Origin of the sequence: Enterobacter sp. KB-221C9, from assembly GCF_041320715.1 — a bacterium.
Lineage (GTDB): Bacteria > Pseudomonadota > Gammaproteobacteria > Enterobacterales > Enterobacteriaceae > Enterobacter > Enterobacter asburiae_D.
Genome location: NZ_JBGIWG010000009.1, coordinates 172,758 through 196,808, shown reverse-complemented (window position 1 = coordinate 196,808; position 24,051 = coordinate 172,758). Strand labels below are relative to the sequence as shown.

Below are 24,051 nucleotides of genomic sequence, written 5' to 3'. Positions count from 1 at the left end.
AAATTATTGTGAATGGCTGAATTACAATCGCTAACGCCAATGTGTTATTTCTGTTATTGCAGGGATTAAATAGTTTTTTAACTAACGTAATAACTTTAGAAACTAAAAAAATCATTATATTAATATCATGACATCGGCAAATAACGACGAAATAAAAAATCAATCCGATAACGAATTCTTAATTTTTAAAAGTTTGGAGTTTCTATTATGAGCACTAACGAACGCATTCTAAGCCCCTTCACATTACCGAATGGTACTGAACTGAAAAACCGTTTGTTAATGGCCCCTATGACAACCTGTACCGGCTACTACGACGGCACCGTCACCAGCGAGCTGGTGGAGTACTATCGGGCCCGTTCCGGCAGCATTGGTACCATCATTGTGGAATGCTGCTTCGTCGACGATCTCGGTCTCGCCTTCCCGGGTGCCATCGGTATTGATAATGACGAGAAAATTGCCGGGCTGGCGAAAATCGCAGAGGCCATTAAGTCCAAAGGGTCTAAGGCGCTGCTGCAGATCTACCACGGCGGCCGCATGGTCGACCCGAAACTGATCGGTGGCCGTACCCCGGTTGGCCCGAGCGCCGTAGCCGCGCCGCGTGAAGGTGCCGCAACGCCGGTTGCTATGACCGCAGAAGAAGTAGAAGGCATGATCGGCAAGTTTGGTGAGGCCGTGCGCCGCGCCATCCAGGCCGGTTTTGACGGCGTGGAAATCCACGGCGCAAACACCTATCTGATTCAGCAGTTCTATTCGCCGAACTCTAACCAGCGCGACGACGAGTGGGGCGGCAGCCGCGATAACCGCGCGAAGTTCCCGCTGGCGGTGCTGGACATTACCCACAAAATGGTGCGCCAGTACGCGGACGACGCGTTTATTATTGGCTACCGCTTCTCCCCTGAAGAGATGGAAGTCCCGGGCATTCGCTTTGACGACACCATGTATCTGCTGGAAAAACTGGCGGCGCGCGGCGTGGACTACCTGCACTTCTCCGTCGGCGCGACCCTGCGTCCTTCCATTGTCGACACCCAGGACCCAACTCCGCTTATCGAAAAATACTGTGCGATGCGTTCTGAAACGCTGGCTCAGGTTCCGGTCATGGGCGTTGGCGGCGTGGTAAATTCTTCAGATGTGAATGAAGCGCTGGACCACGGTTACGACCTGATCGCCGTTGGCCGCGCCACCATCGCTTATCCGGACTGGACAGACCGCATCGCCGCTGGCGAAAGCCTTGAGCTGTTTATGGACAGCACCCAACGCGAGGCGCTGAGCATTCCTGAACCGCTGTGGCGTTTCTCGCTGGTTGAAGCGATGATCCGCGACATGAGCATGGGGGAATCCAAATTCAAGCCGGGTACCTTTGCTGAGAAAGTGCAGGATGACGCTAACGAACTGGTGATTAACGTCAGCCTGGAAACCGACCGCATTGCCGACATCGAGCTGGCCTCCGGCCCGAGCGAAGACGTTGAGTTTGTGACCAGTTTTGAAGAGATCCGTACCCGCATTCTGGACGCCAATACCCCGCACGTGGATGCCATCACCGGCGCAACCAGCCAGAGTGAAGCGGTGAAGAAAGCGGTCTCGAAAGCGATGCTGAAGTCCAGCAAAGCGCTGGCTGCGGAAGAGGGCGTTGACCCGAACGAAACCCGCAGCGTGGACGTGGTCGTTGTCGGCAGCGGCGGCGCCGGTCTGGCGGCGGCGATTCAGGCTCACGACGAAGGCGCGAGCGTGCTGATTGTCGAGAAAATGCCAACCATCGGCGGGAACACCATTAAAGCCTCTGCCGGTATGAACGCCGCCGAAACCCGCTTCCAGCGCGTGAAGGGCATTCAGGACAGCAAAGAGCTGTTCTACCAGGAAAGCCTGAAAGGCGGCGGCAACAAGAACAACCCGGAACTGCTGCGCCGCTTTGTCGAGAACGCGCCGCAGGCGATTGAGTGGCTGGCAACGCGCGGCATCATGCTGAACGACATCACCACCACCGGCGGGATGAGCATCGACCGTACTCACCGTCCAAAAGACGGTTCTGCGGTGGGGGGCTACCTGATCAGCGGCCTGGTGCGTAACGTCAACAAACGCAACATCGAGGTGATGCTGGATACCGCCGTCAGCGACATTATCTTCGAGAACGGCGAAGTGACCGGCGTACGTCTGACCACCGAAGAGAATGAAACCGTCACCGTGGCAACCAAAAGCGTGATTGTCGCTACCGGTGGTTTCAGCGCCAACAGCCAGATGGTGGTCAAATACCGTCCGGATCTGGAAGGGTTCGTCACCACCAACCACAAAGGGGCAACCGGCGGCGGCATCGCGCTGCTGGAGCGCATCGGGGCGGGTACCGTGGATATGGGCGAAATCCAAATTCACCCAACCGTTGAGCAGAACACCTCGTACCTGATTTCCGAATCCATTCGCGGCGGCGGGGCGATTTTGGTCAACCAGAAAGGGGAACGCTTCTACAACGAAATGTCGACCCGCGATAAAGTCTCGGCGTCAATCATCGCGCTGCCGGAGAAGTACGCTTATATCGTCTTTGACGAGCACGTCCGTGCCAAAAACAAAGCCGCGGATGAGTACATCGCGAAAGGTTTCGTGACCAGCGCCAGCTCGCCAAAAGCCCTGGCCGAGGCGCTTGGGATGGATCACCACGCTTTCCTCGCGACGCTGGAACGTTACAACGGTTTCGTTGAAAAACAGCACGATGACGATTTTGGTCGTACCACCGCGCTGCGTGCGCCTATCAACGAAGGGCCATTCTACGCCATTCAGATTGCGCCAGGCGTGCACCACACCATGGGCGGCGTGACCATCAACACCGAAACCTGCGTGCTGGACAGCAACCACAACGTGCTGCCAGGGGCATTTGCGGCCGGTGAAGTGGTCGGCGGGATCCACGGCGGTAACCGTATCGGCGGTAACGCAGTGGCAGATATCATTATTTTTGGTACGCTTGCAGGACATCAGGCGGCTATGCGTTCGAAAAAGCAGTAAGACCCCTGTGTTGTAGGCCGGATACGCGCAGCGTTATCCGGCATTTTCCCCGGCGGCGCGGTGCCTGCCGGGGCTACATCTGAGGACTCATGCTATGCCTGATAGCCATCGCGTTTACAGCTACTCCGCCGTCCTGATGGGCTCACCCATTCTCCTGAAACTCTTCTCCCACGACGAAGCCCTCGCGTCCCGCGTGTTTCGCCTGATTAAACAGTACGAAGATCTGCTCACCGTCAACCGCGCGCACTCGCAGGTGATGGACATCAACCATGCCGCTGGCCAGCATCCGGTTACCGTCAGCCGACCGGTGTTTGAGTTGATCCGCTGTGCAAAAGCGGCAAGCCTGCTTAAGGACAGTGCGTTTAACCTGGCGATAGGTCCGCTGGTGAAGCGCTGGAAAATTGGTTTTCAGGGTGACAGCGTTCCGCCTGCCGATGAAATCGCGTCGCTGCTGGCGATTACCCGTCCTGAGGATGTCCTTCTTGATGAGGCCAGCAGCAGCGTGTTTCTGACCAGAGCGGGGATGGAGATCGATCTGGGGGCCATCGCCAAAGGCTATATCGCCGACAGGGTGCGCGATTACCTTCGTAAAGAGGGCGCAGAGCTGGGGCTGATCAACCTCGGCGGGAACATCCAGACGTTGGGCTCGCCGGAAGGGGGGTGGGGCGTGGGGCTGAAAAAACCGTTCGCCGATGACGCGCTGATCGGCACGATGACCGTAGAGAACCTGTCCGTCGTGACGTCGGGAACCTACGAGCGCTACTTCGAAAAAAACGGCAGGCGCTATCACCATATTCTCGACCCGCGTACCGGGTATCCGCTGGACAACGAGCTGGACAGCGTGACGATTGTTTCGAAAGACTCTATCGACGGCGATATCTGGACCACGCTGATGTACGGCATGGGCGTTGAAAAAGGCTGCGCTGCGCTGCGTTCCCGTCCTGATATCGAAGCGATTTTTGTGACCAAAACAAAAGAAGTGGTGTTCTCTTCAGCACACCACTTCCGCTTTACCCTGCTGGATAACGACTACCGCGTTACTGACAGTATTGCTTGAGCAGGCCGGTCTGCTCCGGCTGGAGACGGTAGCGATACACCGGCCGCCCGGTGGCACCGTAGTGAATGCTGGTGAACAGAATGTTGATTTGCGCGAGCCAAATCAGGTATTTACGGCAGGACACGCGGGAGATATTGACCGCGTTTGCCAGGTCATCGGTAGAAAACTCCGTCTCCGGGTGAGCGTCAATCCACTGGCAAATCGTGCGCAGCGTTTGCGGCGTTAACCCCTTCGGCAGCTTTTTACTGTCCGCCAGTTCCGGCGCCCCGCCGTGGATCAGCCGGTCGACGTCGGCCTGCTCATAATACTGGTGCGAACCCATCAGGTTGTGCTTTGCCTTCCAGCCGTTCAGCGCCTCTTCAAAGCGCGGGAACTGGAACGGCTTGATCAGATAATCCACCACGCCGTAGTGGATGGAGGTCTGGATCGTGGCGGCGTCGGCAGCCGACGAGATCATAATTACATCGATTGGGCGGCCGGATGCGCGAATAACGGGCAGCAGATCCAGCCCGTTATCCTGCTGCATATAGACATCCAGCAGCACGAGATCGACAGGCTGGCTGGGGTTATTAATGATGGCCTCGGCCTGGTTTAGCGTGGAGGCGACGCCGCAGCAGCTAAAACCTTCAACACGGTTGACATACAGACGGTTGAGGTCGGCTACCATGGCATCATCATCGACAATTAATACATTTATCACGCGATATTCCTCTCGCTATCCCAGGGGATGTGAACAAAAAATTGGGTAAATACGCCCGGCTCAGACTCGACGGTGATATCGCCGCCGAGGTTCTGGATTTGCTGGCGAGCAAGGAACAGCCCAACGCCGCGGTTTTCACCTTTGGTTGAGAAGCCCTTTGTAAAAATAGCCTCCAGCTGGGTGGGATCAATACCGGGGCCATCGTCGCTGACTTCGCAGCTGAGCCAGCCGTTCTGATAATGCAGCAGCAGGCCGATTTCACCTTCCTGCTGTCCTTCCATCGCGTCGAGCGCGTTTTCAATAAGGTTCCCCAGCGCGGTGATCAGCACCGCGACCTGCTCTTCACTCGCGGTATCGGGTATCTGGCATTCATCCGCCAGCGTCAGGGTGACGCCCGCTTCTTTCGCCCGGTTGATTTTACCCAGCAGGAACCCGGCGATAACCGGGGATTTTACCTTGCTCTGTATCGTACCGATATCCGTCTGGTAATTTTGTGCCGTCTGAATGATGTACTCTTCCAGCTTGTCGTAGCGCTTCATGTGCAGCAGGCCCAGGATCACATGCAGTTTATTCATAAACTCGTGGGTATGGCTGCGCAGGGCGTCGACGTAGTTAACCATGCCATCAATACGCTGCATCAGCTGGCTGATTTCCGTTTTATCACGGAAGGTGGTGATGGCACCGATCACCCGATCCTGACTTTTAACGGGCACCATGTTGCACAGCAATAGCCGTCCGTTGCAGCTGATCTCCTGATCCTGGCGCGCAACGCCCGTTTTTGAGACTTCACGCAGGCTGGCCAGCAGGGGCGCGCTGGCGTTTTCGGTCTGCTTGCCGGAGGGGAGAAGCAATATTTCTCTGGCGGTCTGGTTGATCATCGTTACGCGCCCGTGAATATCGACGGCCAGCACCCCCTCGCGAAGCGACTGCAGCATCGCCTGACGCTGTTCGAACAGGGCGGAAATTTCGTAAGGTTCGAGTCCGAACAGAATGCGTTTCAGGACCCGCACCAGACCCCAAATCGCCATCGAACTCATAAAAATACTGAATAAAATGGTCCAGACGGCGTTTAGCCGCCCGCGGGCAATCTGCTCTTCAACCTTATTCAGGGAGATACCGACCACCACAACGCCGATCTGCTCGTGCTGGCCGTCGTAGACGGGCGTAAAAACGCGCAGCGCTTCGGCGAGCGCGCCCCGGTTAACCGATACGTTCTCTTTGCCTTCCAGCGCGGGGGTTAAATCGTCACCGATAAAATGCAGCCCCAGCAGCGCCTCGTTCGGGTGAGAGTAGCGGATCCCGCGCATATCGGTAACCACGGTGAACAGCAGATCGTTTCGTTTCGTCACCGCCTGGGCGATGGGCTGAATAATATTCTCCTGCGGTGCCTGCATCAGGCCGCGCTGTATCTCGGGGCTGTCGGCGAGGGTGCGGGCGATACCCAGAGCCGTATCTTTTACATCATCGCGGGTCGCCCGGGTGATTTGTACGGAGTAGAGCGCAAAGACCACCAGCAGCACAGAGGCAATTATCGCGCACACCATCAACGTGACCAGGGTGTTCAGCTTCATGGGGCGCTTGCGCGTCGGAAGGAAAGGCTGCAAATCGCTCATCAACACTCCGCGATGATTAAGAAAGGGGTAATTATCGCTGATGACGCGCTTTTCTTAAAGCCATGTAAAGGCGTGGATTTGGTCCTCTTTTCGTGACCCCCCTCGCAGGTCATCTATATAAAACACTTTATAGTGTGTGGGTACTCATAATAAGGAGGCTGTTTATGAGCATTATGCTTACCGGTTCGGTCAAGGAAAGACGGCACGCCAGCACGATGAATATTGATAGATTGTCCACGCTGGACATGCTGAAAGTCATTCACCAGGATGATGCACTCATTTCTGCTGCTATTACCCCCTGTTTACCTACTCTCGCCCGCGTGGTGGACAACGCCGCCGCGACGCTCAGCCACGGTGGTCGCCTGGTCATCGTTGGCGCGGGGCCGTCGGGGCGCGTTGCGCAACAGGTTGCCGATGAATATGCGCCGGGCAAAACCCCAGTGATGGCCGTGACGGCACAAGAAGGGGAAGGGAGCTACGAGCGCGGCGTTGCCGATCTGCAGGCCATCAAGTTTGGCGAACACGATATGATGCTGGCCGTGACCGTCAGCGGAAAAACGCCGTGGGTCTGGGGGGCAATGCGGCACGCGTGGTCGCTGGGTTCACCGGTCGCCATTATTACCGGTGATGCGCAAAGTGAAGCCGCGCAGCTGGCAAGCATGGTTATCGCTCCGGAGCTGGGGGCCGATGTCGTCGCAGGGTATATCAACACCAAAGCGGGGATTGCGCAGAAAATGATCCTCTCGATGATCGCCACCGGGCTGGCCGTTCGGACCGGACGGGTTTACAGCAATCTGCGCGTGGATCTTGAGGCAAGCACGACCAAATGGGCTGAACGGCAAATCGCCATTGTGATGGAAGCGGGGGGATGCAGCCGGGCGGAGGCAAAAGCCGCGCTCGAGAGCTGTAACCATCACTGTAAGACGGCGGTATTAATGGTGCTGACAGGACTGGATGCGTGGAAAGCCCACGATCTGCTGGCGCAGAATAACGGGTTTATCCGCGTGGCGCTGCAGGAAGCGCCGTAATACACACCGTGGAGACGTAAAAAAGGCCGCAATTGCGGCCTTTGGTATTTTGGGGATTAGAACTGGTAGGTCATGCCGATGCCAACGATATCATCGGTGGAAATTCCGTATGCGTCATACAGCGCTTCATCGTTGTCCAGCATGTTGATTTTGTAATCAACATAGGTGGAGAAGTTTTTGTTGAAGCTGTAGGTCATGCCCAGGTCGATGTAGTTAACCAGATCCTGATTGAATCCTTTACCGTCCAGGTCTTTACCTTTTGAGTAAACCCATGCCAGGGAAGGACGCAGACCGAAGTCGAACTGGTACTGTGCTACCGCTTCGAAGTTCTGAGTCTGGTTAGCGATGCCAAAGTTACCGATTGGCGTCATGTTGCGGGTTTCCGCATACATCATCGCCAGGTAAACGTTATTTGCATCGTATTTTGCGCCAACGGTCCAGGCTTCAGCTTTTTCACCACCGGCAAAACCGACGCCTTCGTAGCTTTTACCGTATCCAACCTGTTTGTTGGTACGATCGGAAGAGGAGTACGCTGCACCCAGGCTCAGACCGAAGTCAAAATCATAGGAAGTGGACATGCCGAAGCCGTCGCCGTTCTGGAAGCGTACGTCTTTATGACCGTTTTTGGTGCCTTCCTGATCTTCTGTTGCATCCTGGCCTTCGTTCGCACCCTGATACTGCAGCGCGAAATTCAGACCCTCAACCAGACCGAAGAAATCCTGGTTACGGTAGGTTGCCAGACCGTTAGCGCGACCGTTCATAAAGTTATCGGTCCAGGTGTAAGAGTCACCGCCAAATACAGGCAGCATATCGGTCCAGGCTTCAACGTCGTACACGACGCCGTAATTACGGCCATAATCAAATGAACCGTATTCGCCATATTTCAGGCCAGCGTATGCCAGACGGTTAAACGATTTGTCACCCGCGCCTTCGGTATCGTTAGCGTAGGTTTTGTATTCCCACTGGCCGTAACCGATCAGGTCGTTAGCGATCTGAGTTTCGCCTTTGAAACCAACCTGTACATAGGTTTCATCGCCATCGTCGCCAGGGTTGTCAGAGAAGGTATGACGCGCATCGACTTTGCCGTACAGGTCAACTTTGTTGCCGTTTTTGTTGTACATCTCAGCCGCATTTGCTGCGCCTGCCATTAATAAGGCGGGTACAAGAATTGCCAGAACTTTTCTTTTCATTATATATTCCCTTGAAAGATAATTTATATGAATATATGTAATCACCCTCCGTAATTACAGGGTCGATACTATTGCAGGAGATGTCATTTAGTTTCAAAAATAAATGTAATTAAATTCGATGAAATATTGCAAAATATTTCTATTAATCTCTTTATTTTTCTGGTGAATTAATTCATTGAATTTATGTGATGTAATTATTATTAAGTATTTCGCAATTCTATTTTTAAATTGATTTAATTCGGCTGTGTTATAATTCGACTTCTTTTAAACAACAGGACATGACGATGGAACTTGCCCGGTGGCAGCAGAGATTTGAGCGCTGGCTCGAGGAAAACCACAGCACCGACGATACCGCACATGATATTTCGCATTTTCGTCGGGTCTGGATGACGGCGCAAAAAATCATGGATCACCAGTCGGTGGAGCCGCTGGTGATCCTGACCGCATGCTACTTCCACGATATTGTCAGCCTGCCGAAAAACCATCCCGAACGCAGCCGCTCGTCACGGCTGGCAGGGCGCAAGACGTGTGACATCCTGCATCGCGACTTCCCTGACTTTCCGCCAGAGCACGCTGCCGCCGTCGCGCACGCGATTGAGGCGCACAGCTTCAGCGCCGGGATTGCGCCGCAGAGCGTGGAGGCCAAAATCGTGCAGGACGCAGACCGATTGGAAGCGTTAGGCGCTATTGGTCTGGCGCGCGTCTTTGCCGTCTCGGGCGCGCTGGGCGTGCCGCTTTTTGATGCCGACGATCCCTTTGCCGATGCGCGTAACCTTGACGATCGTGCGTTTGCCCTTGACCATTTTCAGACCAAGCTGCTTCGCTTGCCTGATACAATGCAAACGGAAATGGGCCGCGAGCTGGCACGTCACAATGCCGATTTCCTGATCCACTTTATGGCGAAACTCAGTGCCGAATTACGCGGCGACTGCATCGGGCTGGATAGCCAGGTGTTGAACCGCTTCCGTCGCAGTTTGCGCAATTGAACTGTGGTAATCTGTTCCCAGTCTTTATTCTCCGGTTAAAAGAATGCAGGAAAATCGATCAGTGACAGAGCCCGCGCCTGAGCAGGCTGAGAAATCAACGGCAACGGTGCAGGCGTTACTGCGCCAGCTGTTGGATATCTATGATGCTAAAACGCTGGCCAATCTGCTGGTGGCGCACGGCGAGAGCCACTGGAGCCCGGCGATCCTTAAACGTCTGCTGACCAGCGAACGCGCAGGGCGTCGCCTGAGTGAAGGCGAGTTTCGTTATCTGCAAAACCTGCTTCCGCGTCCTTCTGCCGCGCACCCGAACTATGCCTTCCGCTTTATCGATCTGTTTGCCGGTATCGGCGGCATTCGACACGGTTTCGAAGCTATCGGTGGCCAATGCGTGTTTACCAGCGAGTGGAACAAACATGCCGTGCGTACCTACAAGGCCAACTGGTACTGCGATCCGCACGAGCATCATTTCAACGCGGATATCCGCGATGTGACCCTGAGCCATAAAAGCGGCGTAACAGATGAACAGGCCGCCGAGCATATTCGCCAGACGATCCCGGCGCATGACGTGCTGCTGGCAGGCTTCCCGTGTCAGCCCTTCTCGCTGGCCGGTGTCTCCAAAAAGAATGCCCTCGGACGCGCCCACGGCTTTGCCTGCGATACCCAGGGAACGCTGTTTTTTGACGTGGCGCGCATTATTGACGCCCGTCGTCCGGCCATTTTTGTGCTGGAAAACGTCAAAAATCTTAAGAGCCACGACGGCGGAAAAACCTTCCGCATTATCATGCAAACGCTGGATGAACTGGGTTATGACGTAGCCGATTCGCAGGACATGGGCGCGGACGATCCCAAAATCATTGATGGGAAACATTTCCTGCCCCAGCATCGCGAACGTATTGTGCTGGTGGGTTTCCGCCGCGATCTCAATCTGAAAGGCGATTTCACCCTGCGGGATATCCCGTCTTTATATCCCGAGCGCCGTACTACCGTGGCCGACCTGCTGGAACCTGTCGTTGATGCGAAATTTATCCTTACCCCGGTGCTGTGGAAATATCTCTACCGCTATGCCAAGAAGCATCAGGCGAAGGGCAACGGCTTCGGTTTTGGGATGGTAAACCCAAACGATCCGCACAGCGTAACCCGCACGTTGTCCGCTCGCTACTATAAAGACGGCGCGGAAATTCTGATCGACAGAGGCTGGGACAAGGCCCTGGGTGAAAAAGATTTCGACGATCCGAACAATCAGCGTCACCGTCCGCGACGCTTAACGCCGCGGGAATGCGCCCGGTTGATGGGTTTTGAGACCCCGCAGGGTTACCGCTTCCGCATTCCGGTTTCAGACACCCAGGCGTACCGCCAGTTTGGTAATTCGGTGGTGGTTCCCGCGTTCGCGGCCGTGGCCAAACTGCTGGCCTCGCGCATCAGACAGGCGGTGGCACTCCGTCAGGGTGAGGCCGTCAATGACGGATGTTCACGATAAGGCGACGCGCAGCAAAAATATGCGTGCCATCGGCACGCGTGACACCGCCATCGAAAAGCGCCTGGCCGGGCTGCTGACGCAGGCGGGGTTTGATTTCCGCGTCCAGGACCCCGCGCTTGCGGGCCGTCCGGATTTCGTCATCGACGCCTGGCAGTGCATCATCTTTACCCACGGCTGTTTCTGGCACCACCACGACTGCTACCTGTTTAAAGTCCCCGCGACGCGCACCGATTTCTGGCTGGATAAAATTGGCAAGAACGTCGAGCGTGACAGCCGGGATCTCAGCACGCTGATTGCGCAAGGCTGGCGGGTACTGATCGTCTGGGAGTGCGCGCTGAGAGGCAGATTAAAACTGAACGATGCCGATCTGACCGAACGGCTGGAAGAGTGGATCTGCGGCGGCGGCCAGACCGCGCAGATCGACACGCAGGGTATTCACCTGCTCAAGGTTTCTCCACCTCGCAAGGCGTGACCACCGGTTTTGCAGGCAGCAGATATTTGCCAAGAGTGACCAGCACGACGGCAAAAACAATCACCCCTAATGCCAGCCATTCAATAGAAGAGAGCGTTTCTCCGCCTAATCCTGTCCCAAGCAGCACGGCCACGACCGGATTGACGTAGGCATAGCTGGTGGCGACTGCCGGGGAGACGTTGCGGATCAGGAACATGTAGGCGTTAATGGCGATGATAGAGCCAAACAGCGCCAGGTAGCCTACCGCCAGAAAGCCCGACAATGGCGGCAGGGTCGTCAGCTTTTCTCCCGTCAGCGTGGAGGCCAGCAGCAGCACAATTCCGGCGGCCAGCATTTCAATCGCCCCCGCCATCATGCCGGCCGGCAGTTCGATACGCGAACCGTAGACGGAACCAAACGCCCAGCTCATCGAGCCAATCAGGATGATGACGGCGCCCCACGGATTCCCGCTCAGGTTACCGCCGCTATTTAGCAGAATGATCCCGGCCAGGCCAATACCAATCCCCAGCCATTCCAGCTTGCGGGTACGGATACCGAAAAGACGGCTAAAGCAGAGGGTAAACAGCGGTACGGTGGCAACGACCACGGCGGCGATCCCGGACGGTACGTTCTGGTGCTCGGCAATCGTGACAAAGCCATTTCCCACCGCCAGCAGCAGCAGGCCGATCAGGGCGGCATTCAGCATCGGGCGCAGCGGGGGAAGCTTGTGCCCGCGCAGCAGCAGAAAGGCCAGCAGCAGCACGCCAGCCGAGAGGAAGCGGATGCCCGCCATCATCAGTGGGGGCCAGCTTTCCACGCCAATGCGAATGACAAAGTAGGTTGAACCCCAGATGATGTACAGCGAAAAGAGTGCCCCAATAAGCGGTAGCAATTGCCGGAAACGCATAATCCCTCACGACGAAATAAAAAGGTCGCTGATAGTAAACGCGAAAACTATCGCGCTGGCGAGCCCTTTAATTGTGTAGCTGGTGTGAATTTTTTGTTGACGTAAGGTGCCTGTTTCCGGGTTTGCGCTTTTGCTCCATACTATTCACCTAATTACCAAAAAATGAAGGATTAAGATTTTGGCAGGAAGTAGCTTATTAACATTGCTGGATGATATTGCCACCTTACTGGATGACATTTCAGTGATGGGTAAACTGGCGGCGAAAAAAACCGCAGGTGTGCTGGGAGATGATTTATCGCTTAACGCCCAACAGGTGAGTGGGGTAAGGGCTAACCGTGAACTGCCGGTGGTGTGGGGCGTGGCAAAAGGCTCCTTCCTGAATAAGGTGATTCTGGTACCGCTGGCGCTGCTGATCAGCGCGTTTATTCCCTGGGCCATCACGCCGTTGCTGATGATTGGCGGAGCATTTCTCTGCTTCGAGGGCGTGGAGAAGGTTCTGCACTCCTTTAGCGCGCGCAAAGAGAGCGATACGCCGGAGATGCGCCAGCAGCGTCTTGAAGCGCTGGCCGCTCAGGACCCGAAAACCTTCGAGCGCGATAAGGTCAAAGGCGCCATTCGGACCGACTTTATCCTGTCCGCGGAGATTGTCGCCATTACGCTGGGCATCGTGTCTGACGCGCCGCTCCTGAATCAGGTCCTGATCCTGTCCGGCATCGCCATTCTGGTCACCGTCGGCGTCTACGGCCTGGTGGGACTGATCGTGAAGCTGGATGATATCGGCTACTGGCTGGAGGAGAAATCGAGCGCGGTGGCAAGAGGCATCGGCAAAAGCCTGCTGGTTCTGGCCCCGTGGCTGATGAAGAGTTTGTCGGTGGTAGGCACGCTGGCGATGTTCCTCGTGGGCGGTGGGATCGTGGTTCACGGTATCGCTCCGCTGCACCATGCTATCGAGCATTTTTCCTCGGCGCAGGGTGCCGTTGTCGCGGCGATTCTGCCGACGCTGCTGAATCTGGTGCTGGGCTTTATCATTGGCGCTATCGTGGTTGCGGCGGTGAAGCTGGTTGAAAAACTACGCGGCGCGTCGCACTAATTGTTACCCGCTGTGGGATGCAAAAAGACCATTCCTCGTCTAAATTGAAACAGTTTCACCCTGATACAGGAGGCAGGTATGGTCTTTTTGGTCAGTGATGAAGTTAAGCCTAAGAAGGGCGGCCCACGTATGATTGTCACCGGGTATTCCAGCGGAATGGTGGAATGTCGGTGGCACGATGGCTACAGCATCAAGCGGGAAGCATTTCGTGAAGATGAGCTTCAGCCGGGGGACGGGCAGCACAAGCGGGACAAGGCTTAATCACATAACGCCCGGCTTTGCCGGGCGTTTTTATCTCAAGTACCGGGTGTAAGGCAGTCATCATGGAGTGTGTGTGCAGCGCGATACCTTTGTTGTAAGACAATCTTTTTTGCAATGGCTGCATAAGCGTAGCAATCCGGGGTTGATTGTTAATCTCTGTTTTCTGGTCGTTCTGGTGTTTTCCACTCTCCTGACCTGGCGTGAGGTGGTGGTCCTCGAAGAGGCATATATCTCCAGCCAGCGTAACCATCTGGATACGGTAGCCAGTTCGCTGGACAGGCAGTTACAGAACAGCGTGGACAGGATGCTGTTGTTCCGTCAGGGCATGCGTGATGCAATCCAGACGCCGCTGGCATTTGATGTATTACGGAATGCGGTGTCACGCTTTAACACTCTCCGCATGCTCCCCACCTGGCAGCTTGCCGTTGATAAAAAACGTACCCTTCCCATTAACGGCGTTTCGGATACGTTCGTCGAAAAAACCACGCTTCTGAATCGTGACGATGAACGCCTCAGCCACGAAATTTCTGCCACGCTTGAAGTGGGGTATCTGCTCAGGCTGGCGTCATCGAGAGCGCAAACGGAAGCGCGCGTGATCTACGTGTCCCGCGCCGGATTTTTCATTTCCACGGATACGCCGGACCATGCGGATGATATTACTTCCCGCTATTATCATCTGGTCACGCAGTCCTGGTTTACCCAGCAGTCCGAACGGAACAATCGCGCTCGCGCGGTGCGCTGGTTTATCTCAACCCCTTCATCCTGGACCCATGATGAACGTACGATCACCGCCAGCGTCCCCATCTATTTCGATCATTACTGGTATGGCGTCGTGGCGATGGATTTTACGTTGAGCACGATGCAGCGTCTGCTGGCCGATGCGACGGAAGATCGAACGGAGGGGGAGTATCAGCTGTACGATACCCGGCTCAATATGATTGCCACCTCAGCCCACGCGGAAAACGCGGTTAACCATTTTGACGAACGCGAGACGGCGCAGATTGCTCGGGCGATAGAGTATGCTACCGGCGGCGGGATCCGCCTCGGAAGCCGTTTTGTTAGCTGGGAGCGGCTCGATCACTTCGACGGCGTCGTCCTGCGGATCCACACCCTGCATGAAGGGGTACAAGACGACTTCGGCAGCATCAGCATCGTGCTGGCGCTGCTGTGGGCGCTCTTTACCGCCATGCTGTTGATCTCCTGGCTGGTGATCCGCCGCATGGTGAGTAACATGTACACGCTTCAGCACTCGCTCCAGTGGCAGGCCTGGCATGACCCGCTTACCCGGCTAAATAATCGCGGCGCGCTGTTCGACCGGGCAAAATTGCTGGCGGAAACCTGTCGCCAGCAGTCGCTGCCGTTCTCGGTGATTCAGATCGATCTCGACCATTTTAAAAACATCAACGACCGTTTCGGCCATCAGGCCGGTGATAAAGTCCTCTCCCACACGGCAGGACTGATTGCCAGCGCGCTACGCAAGAATGATGTCGCAGGGCGTGTAGGCGGGGAAGAGTTTTGCGTCGTCCTGCCGGGGATCGGTCTGGAAGAGGCGAAAAGCGTCGCGGACCGCATTCGCTGCCGGATTAACAGTAAGGAGATCCTGGTGAAAAAGAGCACGACGCTACGCATCAGCGCGTCGCTGGGGGTCAGCGGCGCGGATGAAGCGGGTAACTACGAGTTTGAACAGCTACAGTCCGTGGCGGACGCCCGGCTGTACCAGGCCAAACAGGGCGGCCGTAACCGGGTCGTCTGGCGGGATTAGGACAGAAAGTGATCCAGCCCCTCCTGCCAGCCCGCCGGGCCGGGCTGCCGGGTGTGATAAACCCGGGCGGGGTTATCATCCCGTAGCGTGATGCCCTCGCGGTTAATGCCCTTAATCACCACCGCGAAGTCAACGCTGTCGAGCAGCGGCGCATCGTTAGGGCCGTCGCCGAGCCCCAGCGTGGTGGGTTCGATCTCTTCCTGCTCGCGGTACTGCGCAATCAGCCAGTTAACCGCAACGTCCTTGCCGCAGCGGGCGTCCAGAATATGCCAGAAGCGCGCCCCCTGCAGACATTTCAGGCCGCTGTGCGCCAGCTCCTCTTCAAACTGGACCATTTTCTCGTCGGTATCGCGCCAGATGAGCGTGACGGACGCTTCATGCCTGCGGGCAAGCGCCGAGCGGTAGCGCGTCAGTCCGGTCCACTCGCTAATGACATGCTCATCCACGTCGTCAAAGGTGGTGAATTTAAAGCCCATCTGCAGGCGAATTTGCTCGATCCGCGGGCGAATATCCCGGTGCGTCATCCCCCTTATCTGGCGCTGAACCTTCTCCCAACGCACGTCGGGCTGAATCACCGCGCCGTTCTCGGCAATAAAAGGCAAGCCTTCCAGCCCCAGATCCTGCTGGATATCCAGCATCTCTGCCGCGGTCTTGCTGCTGCAAAGAATGACCGGTATCTGGTTATCCAGCAGGCTGTCCAGCCAGGGCATGGCGGGTTGCCAGTCATAGGTATGAATATCCAGCAACGAGCCATCCAGGTCCGAAAAAATCAGCAATGTATCCCGCAGTGAAGGCATAGCGACTCCTGTTCACGGTTGCGCTGCAATCTAAGAAAATTCCTAAAAAATAACCGAGTTGTTAACAGGGTAAAAAAGAGATGTCCCTGGCAAACCCGCATTCGGCGTGCGTTATTGCTCATAACAAAAAGCATTATGTTAAAAATATTATATTCAACATAAGAATATATGCTTGTCAGACAAATTCGTTGGGGATAGTGTGGCGTGTACATCAGATTTCCTGGTGTAACGAATTTTCAAGTGCTTCTTGCATAAGCAAGTTTTGATCCCGGCCATCCCCATGACCGGGATTTTTTTCGCCCTATCGATTGGCCTCAGACACGCTAAAGTCGTGAATATCAAGCTCGAAGGCCTCGGCCAGCTCACGATAGGTGTGATAATCCCTTCCGTTAACAATGACGCGGTCCGAATTGTCGTCCGTCCGGCGGACTTCCGACTCACTGATCTCATTGATGGCGGCCAGCAGGGCATCGACATCCACCTCGACTTCGCGCTTGATGGTGTCGCTGTACTCTTTATCGGTCTTCATTACGGGGTTCCTCATTCAACCGTGTCCAACGGTAAGTATAGACTGTGCATAAAAACGCCATTCACACCGGGCGGCGATGTGCGTTTTTGCGTTTTGTTCTACACTGGCTCAAAACCAGAGGAGGAATGTATGAAGGTCAACGATCGGGTAACGGTTAAAACGGACGGTGGGCCGCGCCGCCCGGGTGTGGTGCTGGCAATTGAAGAATTTAGCGAAGGCACAATGTATCTGGTATCACTCGAAGACTACCCGCTCGGCATCTGGTTTTTTAACGAACTGGGGCATCCGGACGGCATTTTTGTAGAGAAAGCAGACTAGCACGGCGTCGGGTAGCACAGCGCGTGCCCGACAACCTCACAGAAGCAAAAATCTCTGGCCAGGCCAGAGATCAAAGGTAGGGTGCACAGGGTCTTTTCTTAAGCGACTAACGCATGTTGACGAAAATCCCGTTCGTCACATTATCGGTCAGGCGTACCACGTGGTAGATCACTTGCTTATTATGCGTTTTAATTTTCCTTTTAATATTTCCTTTGTGTGACGAAACGGTTTTCGCTTTAATATTCATCTGGTCCGAGATCTGAATAGTTCCTTGTCCCGCCATCCACATTCGCAGCATACTTGATTCAGTCCTGCTTAATGATAAGGTGGGTAAGTTAACCGCTCCTACATTCTTAACTTCTTTATTCAAATAATCACCCAGAATGTCATCCAGCGACTCTGGTTTAATCGATTTAGAACTGATCAATAAATTTTTACGGACCAACAAATACTCATCGAAATGGATATTCGCGATCGCCATAAAAACAATAAACAGGGTTTTTGGATGCTGATTAATGATTTGCTTAATGTGCTGACTGTTGGCTGGATCGTGAATGAAACAGTCCTCATTAATAAACACCACGCCTGGTTTTAGTTCGTCACAAGCGGCTGCGAGTTCGTCAACGGTGTGTGCATCGTTGATGTCTCTCTTTCTTACCCCTCTGCTTGCCAGGTACCCGGTTAACCCTAGCCGGGTGTAGCTGCATAAATCCATAATGATCGTTGACATGGCATACCCTCACTCAATGCGTAACGATAATTCACCATCTGCCTGAGAGCTCAAAACAGCCATACGGGATGGAAAAAAATAATAAACCTGTGAGCATGACAAAGACTTTCAGGCGGACTCACTATCCCGTAAAGTTACGTATAATTTGCCAGGAATCTTCTTAAAGTAAAGTAAATATTAAGTATTGTGAGGTGGTTAGAAACAATTAAACCGCGTCAGATATATCCTGGAAGATGTTTTTCACGTTTTATTTTAGGAATATCCTCAGAAAGACATTAACGACAGTGCGGGCTATTATTTACGTGGCAGTTCGCTGACAATATCCGCTAACAGGTTGAATATCTCGCCGAATAAATGTTCACAGAAGGGAGCGATAAGTGGCATTAGCAATGACATTAATAAAATTCCCACCGTCAGCGTCAGCGGAAAACCAATGACAAACACCGAAAGCTGCGGTGCCATTCGGTTGAGTAAACCTAATGCCAGGTTGACGGTCAGCAGCAGGGTGATGATCGGCAGCGCCAGCATCAGCCCGTTCAGGAATATCAGCCCCGCAGCGCGAGTGAGCGCCAGAAAGGCGTTGCTGTTCACCGGATTTTCGCCAATCGGCAGCGTATGGAACGTATCCACCAGCATGGAGATAAGCCACAGATGGCCGTTGAACGACAGGAACAGCAGCATGGCGAGCAGATCGATAATACGCGCCAGCACGGGCATGTTGAGATGACTACCGGGATCAACAAACGTGGCGAACGATAGCCCCATCTGCAGGCCGATCAGTTCCCCTGCGGTGCGCACCGCGGCAAAGGCGAGCTGCATGGTAAAGCCGACGGCGACGCCAATCATCACCTGCTGCAGGGCCACCCACACCGCGTTCGCCGAGAAGATCGGAATATCCACGGGGGGGAGAGAGGGCGCGACGATAATGGAGATGATAATGCCCAGCCCCACCTTGACGCGCTTGGGTATCGATTTCTCACTGAGAATCGGGGCGGTGGATATCAGCGCCATGATGCGCAGCATCGGCCAGAAATAGACGCCGAGCCACTGAACCCACTGGTCGCTGGTGAAGTGCAGCATCGTCAGGTCAGCCGATGATGTACGGCAGGTTGGTAAACAGGTTGCGCATATAGTCCAGCAACAGGTTCAGCATCCACGGCCCGGCGACGATAATCGCCACGAACACGGCGATGATTTTCGGGATGAACGACAGCGTCATTTCGTTAATCTGCGTGGCGGCCTGCAGGATACTGATAATCAGGCCGGTAACCAGCGCGACAAGCAGCAGCGGCGCGGCAACGGCAATCGCGATTTTCATCGCTTCCGTGCCCATCATCATGACCGATTCGGGTGTCATTGCCGTTCCTTAACTGTAGAAACTCTGCGCCAGCGAGCTGACCAGAAGCTGCCAGCCGTCGACCAGAACAAAGAGCATGATCTTAAAGGGCAGGGCAATGGTCGCGGGCGGCACCATCATCATCCCGAGCGCCATCAGGACGCTGGCGATCACCAGGTCGATAATCAGGAACGGAATAAAGATGGTAAAGCCGATCTGAAACGCGGTTTTCAGCTCGCTGGTGACATAGGCAGGCAGAAGAATACGCATTGGCACTGCTTCCGGCCCCTGCAGCTCGCCGGTATTGGACAGGCGGGCAAAAAGGGCCAGGTCGGCTTCGCGCGTCTGGCGCAGCATAAATTCTCGCAGCGGCTGTGCGCCTTTATCCAGCGCCTCCTGCATGGAGATTTTATCTTCGCTGAACGGCTGATAGGCGTCGGTATAAATCTTATCGATAACCGGCGACATAATGAAAAAGGTCAAAAACAGCGCCAGCCCCAGCAGAACCTGGTTTGGCGGAGCGGAAGGGGTTCCCAGCGCGTTTCGCAGCAGACCAAAGACGATAATGATGCGGGTGAAGCTGGTCATCATCAGCAGGATGGCCGGAATAAACGTCAGCGAGGTGATGAAAACCAGCGTCTGGACCGGAAGCGACCAGCTTTGTCCGCCGCCCGCGAGAGGGGTTGAGACCAGACCGGGCAGCTGCGCATAAACCGCGGGAGCAAACAGGCCAACGCCCGCAAGCGTCAGGGATAACAAACGGCGCATCAGGATCTCCCGGAACGCTTAAGCAAACTCTTCATGACGGACTGAAAATCCGCAGGGGCGTCTGCGCGCTCGTCCACCACAGCAGGGGCGGGCGGCAGTTTATGTAATACGCTGATGTTTGAGCCCGTGACGCCCAGGACCAGACGCGCGTCATCCACCTCGACGATGACCACGCGTTCGCGTGGCCCCAGCGTGGTGCTGGCGCTGACCTTCAGACCGCGGGCACCGGCGGTTTTACCCGCCAGGCCAAAGCGCTTCGCCAGCCAGGCGGCGATAAGGATAAAGGCAATAATACCGAACAATGCCCCGCTCACCTGGAGCAGAGGCGAGCCGGGAACGGCAGAAGGCTGTGATATTGTTGCCTGGGTTTTCATGCTTAACGGCTCAGACGACGCATACGTTCAGACGGGGTAATGATGTCGGTGATACGTACGCCGTATTTATCGGCAACCACCACCACTTCACCCTGGGCAATCAGATAGCCGTTGATCAGAATATCCAGCGGCTCGCCGGCCAGACCGTCAAGGGCCACCACGGAACCCTGCGTCAGGCGCAGCAGCTCTTTAATGGTCATACGGGTGCGTCCCAGCTCAACGGTCAGCTTAACCGGGATATCCATAATCAGGTCGATGTCCTGCAGCGTGCCGCTGACGTCACCGCCGCCGAGCTGCTGGAATACGGCATCCGCTGCACTTTTGGCCGGGGGTGCTTTTTGCTCGTTTAACGCGTCAGCCCACAGATCGTCCAGTGCTCCGCTGTTTTCATCGGACGGATTGTTCATGTCACTCATTTGGGCTGTTCCTCATTCAGCGAATTCAAAATCGGGTTGATCAAGTGCTCAACGCGTAACGCATACTGACCGTTAATCGTGCCGTACTGGCTTGTCAGCACGGGGACACCATCCACGTGGGCAATAATGCGGTCGGGTTTTTCTATCGGCAAAACATCGCCGGGTTGTAATTTCAGGATCTGAGATAGCCGCAGCGGGATATCGGCGAAGCTCGCCACCAGCTCAAGCTGCGAATGCTGGACCTGGCGGACCAGGTTTTCACGCCAGTTCTGGTCTTCGTTGCGGGAGTTCTCCAGCGGCGGGTTAACCAGCAGCTCGCGCAGCGGTTCGATCATGCTGAACGGCAGGCAGATGTTGAACTCGCCGGTCAGGTTGCCGATCTCTACGTGGAACGGGGTGTTAACGACGATATCGTTCGGGGAGGTGGTGATATTGGTAAATTTCACCTGCATCTCAGAACGGACGTACTCCACTTCCAGCGGGTTGATCGCTTTCCACGCGTCGCTATAAGACTCCAGCGCCAGCTTCAGCATGCGGTTAATGACGCGCTGTTCGGTGTGGGTGAATTCACGACCTTCTACTTTGGTCGGGAAACGCCCGTCGCCGCCGAACAGGTTATCCACCGCGATGAACACCAGGCTTGGCGAAAACACCACCAGACCGGTGCCGCGCAGCGGCTTCAGATGAATCAGGTTAAGGTTGGTTGGCACCGGCAGGTTGCGGGCAAACTCATGATACGGCTGAATGCGGATAGCGCCGACCGTGATATCCGGGCTACGACGCAGCAGGTTGAACAGCCCCATACGGAACTGACGTGCAAAACGTTCGTTAATGATCTCCAGCGCCTGCAGACGTTCACGTACCACGCGACGCTGGGTATTCGGATCATAGGGACGAATATCGCTATCGCCGCCAATACCCGGTTTAGGATCATCATTGTTATCGCTGTCGCCGTTGAGCAGCGCATCGATTTCTGCCTGAGAAAGAATACTGTCGCCCATGTCGTTACCGCAGAATGAATGCTGTATACAGAACGTCAGTGACTTCCTGCTTAGGTTGGCCGTTTACCAGCGGGGTCGCCAGCGTTTGTTTGATGGCGTCGACCAGCTTTTGCTTACCCACATCGGTGGCAAGCGCCGAAGCGTCCTGACGAGAAAACAGCAGCAGAAGTCGGCTGCGTACTTCAGGAAGGTAATCGTTCAGACGTGAACGGGTCGCTTCATCCTTCAGGCGCAGCGTAATGCCAACATAAAGCACGCGATCCGCGTCACCCAGATTGACGGTGAAGGTATCCAGCGGGAAAAACACTGGAGCTGGCGGAGGTGGCGCTTCAGCTTTGGCTGCAGCGGTGGTAGGTTCCTGCTGCATACGCCAGTAACTATAGCCCGCTGTGGCGCAGGCGGCGAGCGTGATCAACACCAGCAGCGGGATCCAGATGGAACGCTTACTTTTTTTGGTGATAGCGGAGTCAGTCATCTGATACGAGCTTCCTGTTTCGGTACAGCTTAATAAGGTGATTATCCCGTGTCCTGCTGTCGTCAAAGCGTGGAAAAGACGGGGATAATCACGCTACCTCTGGCGTTTAGGCGAAGATGTCTACGGCACTGTTACCGCGCGCGGCGGATTGAAGGGCGGCAGGAACAGGCAGTAGTTCATCGCTCTCTTCATTAAAACCGCCGGTGTTGCCGGAACGCGAAGCCTGGTGCTGCTGCTGGGATGAGGACTGCTGCTGCCCGGCGAAGCTCTCGCTGCTGACGCTGCTCTGCGAAAGCTGAATGCCGTTCTCCGCCAGTGAGGTCCGCAGCATCGGCAGCGCGGCTTCCAGTGCCGCACGAACATGGCTGTGCGCAGAGACCATCTGCAGCTGCGCCTGATTATCATCCAGCTTAAGCGAAATTTGCACCTGACCCAGATCTTCCGGGTGCAGACGCAGCTCAGCCGTCTGCTGGCCCTGCTTAGTGAACAGGGTGATGTGCTGGCTCAGAGATTGCTGCCATTCGTGGGTCCCCAGAGGCTGGCTTAGCACCGGCGCGGTGGCGACGGTGGCGGCCGTCTGACTGGTCGCATGGCTGGACATAATCGGTGCCAGGGTAGCCGTTGGGGATGCTGAAGAGGAAGAACTGGCAAGTTCCTGCTTTTCTGCCGCCGCGGCCACGGCCGGGGTTGCCGGCGCGTTGCCCGGCTGGACAGGTTCGTTATTTTTCACCTGGCTCTGATAAGGCGTAGAACTCTGCGCTTTATCATGGCCTCCCGGAGGCGCGTTCAGGGGCGGTTGTCCCGCGCCGTTTTGCGAAAGCGTCGCGGAATTCAGCGTTGAGGTGGCGGCAACGCCGTCGCTGCCTGCCGGGCGAGAGGCGGTAGTTTGCTGGTGCGGCAGCATCGCCATCAGCGCGCTTAATCCGGCCAGCTCTTCTTCGCTCAGCTCGCTTTTACCGTCATCTTTGCTGTTCGCGGCATTGAGGGTCTTCAGCGCGTCGCCCTTAGACAGCGGCACCAGCCCGGAAACCAGCGTATCAAGCGGCGTGACGGGCGACGTTTCATCGCCATTCAGCGCGGTTTGGCGCGAAAGCAGATCGGCAATTTTGGCCTGCAGGGTGGTATCACCTTTGGCGTCCTGAGCCACTTTTGACAGTTTACTGCCGGCGGCTTTCAGGTCAGCCAGGGTCAGCGGCGCATCTTTGCCTTTGCCCGTTGCGTCCGACAGGGCGCCCGCCAGCAGAGAGAGAAAGTCCTGTGCACCGTCGGTGCCTTTCCCCGTTTGCGTGCCGCCTGACGGGTCGCTGTCGCTCATCAGCAGTTGTTGCAGTGTGATCATTCCGGTTTCCTCATTGATGCGCGCTGGGCAAACTCATCCATTTTCTTCTGATCCAGACGGTTTTCCGCCAGGGTCGTTGCCGCGATCTGTCGGTCCTGTAAAGTCTGCCAGGCCTGCAGCCGCTGCTTCTTCTCACGCCAGAAATTCAGCGCGGTATCGACTTTCTGGGTCCACTGGTTAAGCTGCTGGCGATGCTGATCTATCGCCTTCTCCAGCGTCTGGATAAACTGCTGATAGTTAATCCAGCGCTGGCTGCCAATGCCCTGTGTCATATCGGTATTGAGGTTGGTGCGATATTCATGCTGATAGTCGATCAACATCTTCAACTGTTCTTCAGCCTGCTGGCACCCGCGTCGCATTGCGCCAAGCTGCAATGCGGCATCATCAACTTCTTTTTCAGCCAGATCTTTCAGCGTTGATAACGCGCTGTTTTGCGCCATGACCTTCGCCCTCCACCT

25 protein-coding genes and 1 pseudogene are annotated in these 24,051 nt (G+C 55.4%); 10 read left to right on the top strand and 16 right to left on the bottom strand.

Features of this window, described 5'->3' with window-relative positions; translation table 11 throughout:
• Positions 1-207 precede the first annotated feature (207 nt).
• Together AB8846_RS15425 and AB8846_RS15420 are read left to right on the top strand one after the other, a co-directional pair.
• Positions 208-2,988: a flavocytochrome c gene (locus AB8846_RS15425; RefSeq protein WP_331411989.1), complete on the top strand. Its 2,781-nt coding sequence runs from the start codon at positions 208-210 to the stop codon at positions 2,986-2,988.
• Between the two features lie 94 nt (positions 2,989-3,082).
• Complete coding sequence (locus AB8846_RS15420) at positions 3,083-4,045, top strand: FAD:protein FMN transferase (RefSeq protein ID WP_331411990.1); 963 nt, start codon at positions 3,083-3,085, stop codon at positions 4,043-4,045.
• Here AB8846_RS15420 and dcuR read toward each other — a convergent pair.
• Positions 4,026-4,745, bottom strand: a complete 720-nt coding sequence (gene dcuR / locus AB8846_RS15415) for a two-component system response regulator DcuR (protein WP_024909745.1) — start codon at positions 4,743-4,745, stop codon at positions 4,026-4,028. The genes AB8846_RS15420 and dcuR overlap by 20 nt on opposite strands.
• Positions 4,742-6,358: a sensor histidine kinase gene (locus AB8846_RS15410; protein ID WP_063143643.1), complete on the bottom strand. Its 1,617-nt coding sequence runs from the start codon at positions 6,356-6,358 to the stop codon at positions 4,742-4,744. Before AB8846_RS15410 ends, dcuR begins: the two co-directional genes overlap by 4 nt.
• A 164-nt stretch (positions 6,359-6,522) precedes the next feature.
• Here AB8846_RS15410 and AB8846_RS15405 point away from each other — a divergent pair, with 164 nt between their 5' ends.
• Entirely contained in the window at positions 6,523-7,386 is an 864-nt protein-coding gene (locus tag AB8846_RS15405) for an N-acetylmuramic acid 6-phosphate etherase (RefSeq protein ID WP_063143644.1), read from the top strand.
• A gap of 56 nt (positions 7,387-7,442) precedes the next feature.
• Here the strand turns inward: AB8846_RS15405 and ompC are convergent, their stop codons facing one another.
• Positions 7,443-8,576: a porin OmpC gene (gene ompC / locus AB8846_RS15400; protein ID WP_370733068.1), complete on the bottom strand. Its 1,134-nt coding sequence runs from the start codon at positions 8,574-8,576 to the stop codon at positions 7,443-7,445.
• Between the two features lie 284 nt (positions 8,577-8,860).
• Here ompC and AB8846_RS15395 point away from each other — a divergent pair, with 284 nt between their 5' ends.
• From AB8846_RS15395 to AB8846_RS15385, 3 genes are all read left to right on the top strand, one after another.
• Entirely contained in the window at positions 8,861-9,562 is a 702-nt protein-coding gene (locus tag AB8846_RS15395; protein WP_370733067.1) for a phosphohydrolase, read from the top strand.
• 61 nt (positions 9,563-9,623) lie between these two features.
• On the top strand, positions 9,624-11,039 hold the full coding sequence (locus AB8846_RS15390) for a DNA cytosine methyltransferase (protein WP_331411994.1): 1,416 nt from the start codon (positions 9,624-9,626) through the stop codon (positions 11,037-11,039).
• Positions 11,020-11,511 (top strand): very short patch repair endonuclease, encoded by a 492-nt coding sequence (locus AB8846_RS15385; protein WP_331411995.1) that lies wholly within the window; start codon positions 11,020-11,022, stop codon positions 11,509-11,511. The genes AB8846_RS15390 and AB8846_RS15385 overlap by 20 nt, the downstream gene beginning before the upstream one ends.
• Here the strand turns inward: AB8846_RS15385 and yedA are convergent.
• On the bottom strand, positions 11,483-12,397 hold the full coding sequence (yedA, locus tag AB8846_RS15380; RefSeq protein WP_331411996.1) for a drug/metabolite exporter YedA: 915 nt from the start codon (positions 12,395-12,397) through the stop codon (positions 11,483-11,485). The genes AB8846_RS15385 and yedA overlap by 29 nt on opposite strands.
• Before the next feature lie 178 nt (positions 12,398-12,575).
• On the opposite strand from yedA, the gene AB8846_RS15375 reads away from it, so the two are divergent.
• The 3 genes from AB8846_RS15375 to dgcQ all read left to right on the top strand — a co-directional run bounded on the left by AB8846_RS15375 (position 12,576) and on the right by dgcQ (position 15,510).
• Positions 12,576-13,487 (top strand): DUF808 domain-containing protein, encoded by a 912-nt coding sequence (locus AB8846_RS15375; protein WP_331411997.1) that lies wholly within the window; start codon positions 12,576-12,578, stop codon positions 13,485-13,487.
• Between the two features lie 78 nt (positions 13,488-13,565).
• Positions 13,566-13,748, top strand: a complete 183-nt coding sequence (locus tag AB8846_RS15370) for a YodC family protein (protein WP_008500307.1) — start codon at positions 13,566-13,568, stop codon at positions 13,746-13,748.
• 73 nt (positions 13,749-13,821) lie between these two features.
• A complete protein-coding gene (gene dgcQ, locus AB8846_RS15365; RefSeq protein WP_063143651.1) occupies positions 13,822-15,510 on the top strand; it encodes a cellulose biosynthesis regulator diguanylate cyclase DgcQ in 1,689 nt (562 codons plus the stop codon).
• Here dgcQ and AB8846_RS15360 read toward each other — a convergent pair.
• The gene (locus AB8846_RS15360) at positions 15,507-16,307 is read right to left on the bottom strand and encodes a mannosyl-3-phosphoglycerate phosphatase-related protein (RefSeq protein ID WP_370733066.1); all 801 of its coding nucleotides are present in this window, start codon (positions 16,305-16,307) and stop codon (positions 15,507-15,509) included. The two genes, dgcQ and AB8846_RS15360, sit on opposite strands and share 4 nt — an antisense overlap.
• 301 nt (positions 16,308-16,608) lie before the next feature.
• Positions 16,609-16,836: a YodD family peroxide/acid resistance protein gene (yodD, locus tag AB8846_RS15355; RefSeq protein WP_013097742.1), complete on the bottom strand. Its 228-nt coding sequence runs from the start codon at positions 16,834-16,836 to the stop codon at positions 16,609-16,611.
• Positions 16,837-16,965: 129 nt separating this feature from the next.
• Here yodD and dsrB point away from each other — a divergent pair, with 129 nt between their 5' ends.
• On the top strand, positions 16,966-17,154 hold the full coding sequence (dsrB, locus tag AB8846_RS15350; protein ID WP_008500312.1) for a protein DsrB: 189 nt from the start codon (positions 16,966-16,968) through the stop codon (positions 17,152-17,154).
• Positions 17,155-17,260: 106 nt separating this feature from the next.
• Here the strand turns inward: dsrB and rcsA are convergent, their stop codons facing one another.
• From rcsA to fliJ, 10 genes and pseudogenes are all read right to left on the bottom strand, one after another.
• Positions 17,261-17,884: a transcriptional regulator RcsA gene (gene rcsA, locus AB8846_RS15345; RefSeq protein WP_008500313.1), complete on the bottom strand. Its 624-nt coding sequence runs from the start codon at positions 17,882-17,884 to the stop codon at positions 17,261-17,263.
• 275 nt (positions 17,885-18,159) lie between these two features.
• A pseudogene (gene fliR, locus AB8846_RS15340) lies at positions 18,160-18,964 on the bottom strand (flagellar biosynthetic protein FliR).
• Positions 18,965-18,971: 7 nt separating this feature from the next.
• Positions 18,972-19,241, bottom strand: coding sequence for a flagellar biosynthesis protein FliQ (fliQ, locus tag AB8846_RS15335; RefSeq protein WP_008500315.1), 270 nt, complete (start codon positions 19,239-19,241; stop codon positions 18,972-18,974).
• A gap of 9 nt (positions 19,242-19,250) precedes the next feature.
• Positions 19,251-19,988: a flagellar type III secretion system pore protein FliP gene (fliP, locus tag AB8846_RS15330; RefSeq protein ID WP_008500316.1), complete on the bottom strand. Its 738-nt coding sequence runs from the start codon at positions 19,986-19,988 to the stop codon at positions 19,251-19,253.
• Complete coding sequence (gene fliO / locus AB8846_RS15325) at positions 19,988-20,362, bottom strand: flagellar biosynthetic protein FliO (protein ID WP_370733065.1); 375 nt, start codon at positions 20,360-20,362, stop codon at positions 19,988-19,990. Before fliO ends, fliP begins: the two co-directional genes overlap by 1 nt.
• A gap of 2 nt (positions 20,363-20,364) precedes the next feature.
• Positions 20,365-20,778, bottom strand: coding sequence for a flagellar motor switch protein FliN (gene fliN, locus AB8846_RS15320; protein ID WP_023312308.1), 414 nt, complete (start codon positions 20,776-20,778; stop codon positions 20,365-20,367).
• Positions 20,775-21,779, bottom strand: coding sequence for a flagellar motor switch protein FliM (fliM, locus tag AB8846_RS15315; RefSeq protein ID WP_023336184.1), 1,005 nt, complete (start codon positions 21,777-21,779; stop codon positions 20,775-20,777). Before fliM ends, fliN begins: the two co-directional genes overlap by 4 nt.
• 4 nt (positions 21,780-21,783) lie before the next feature.
• Positions 21,784-22,254 (bottom strand): flagellar basal body-associated protein FliL, encoded by a 471-nt coding sequence (fliL, locus tag AB8846_RS15310; RefSeq protein ID WP_023312306.1) that lies wholly within the window; start codon positions 22,252-22,254, stop codon positions 21,784-21,786.
• 106 nt (positions 22,255-22,360) lie between these two features.
• Positions 22,361-23,593, bottom strand: a complete 1,233-nt coding sequence (fliK, locus tag AB8846_RS15305; protein ID WP_370733064.1) for a flagellar hook length control protein FliK — start codon at positions 23,591-23,593, stop codon at positions 22,361-22,363.
• Positions 23,590-24,033: a flagellar export protein FliJ gene (fliJ, locus tag AB8846_RS15300; RefSeq protein ID WP_023312304.1), complete on the bottom strand. Its 444-nt coding sequence runs from the start codon at positions 24,031-24,033 to the stop codon at positions 23,590-23,592. Before fliJ ends, fliK begins: the two co-directional genes overlap by 4 nt.
• Between the last annotated feature and the right edge of the window lie 18 nt (positions 24,034-24,051).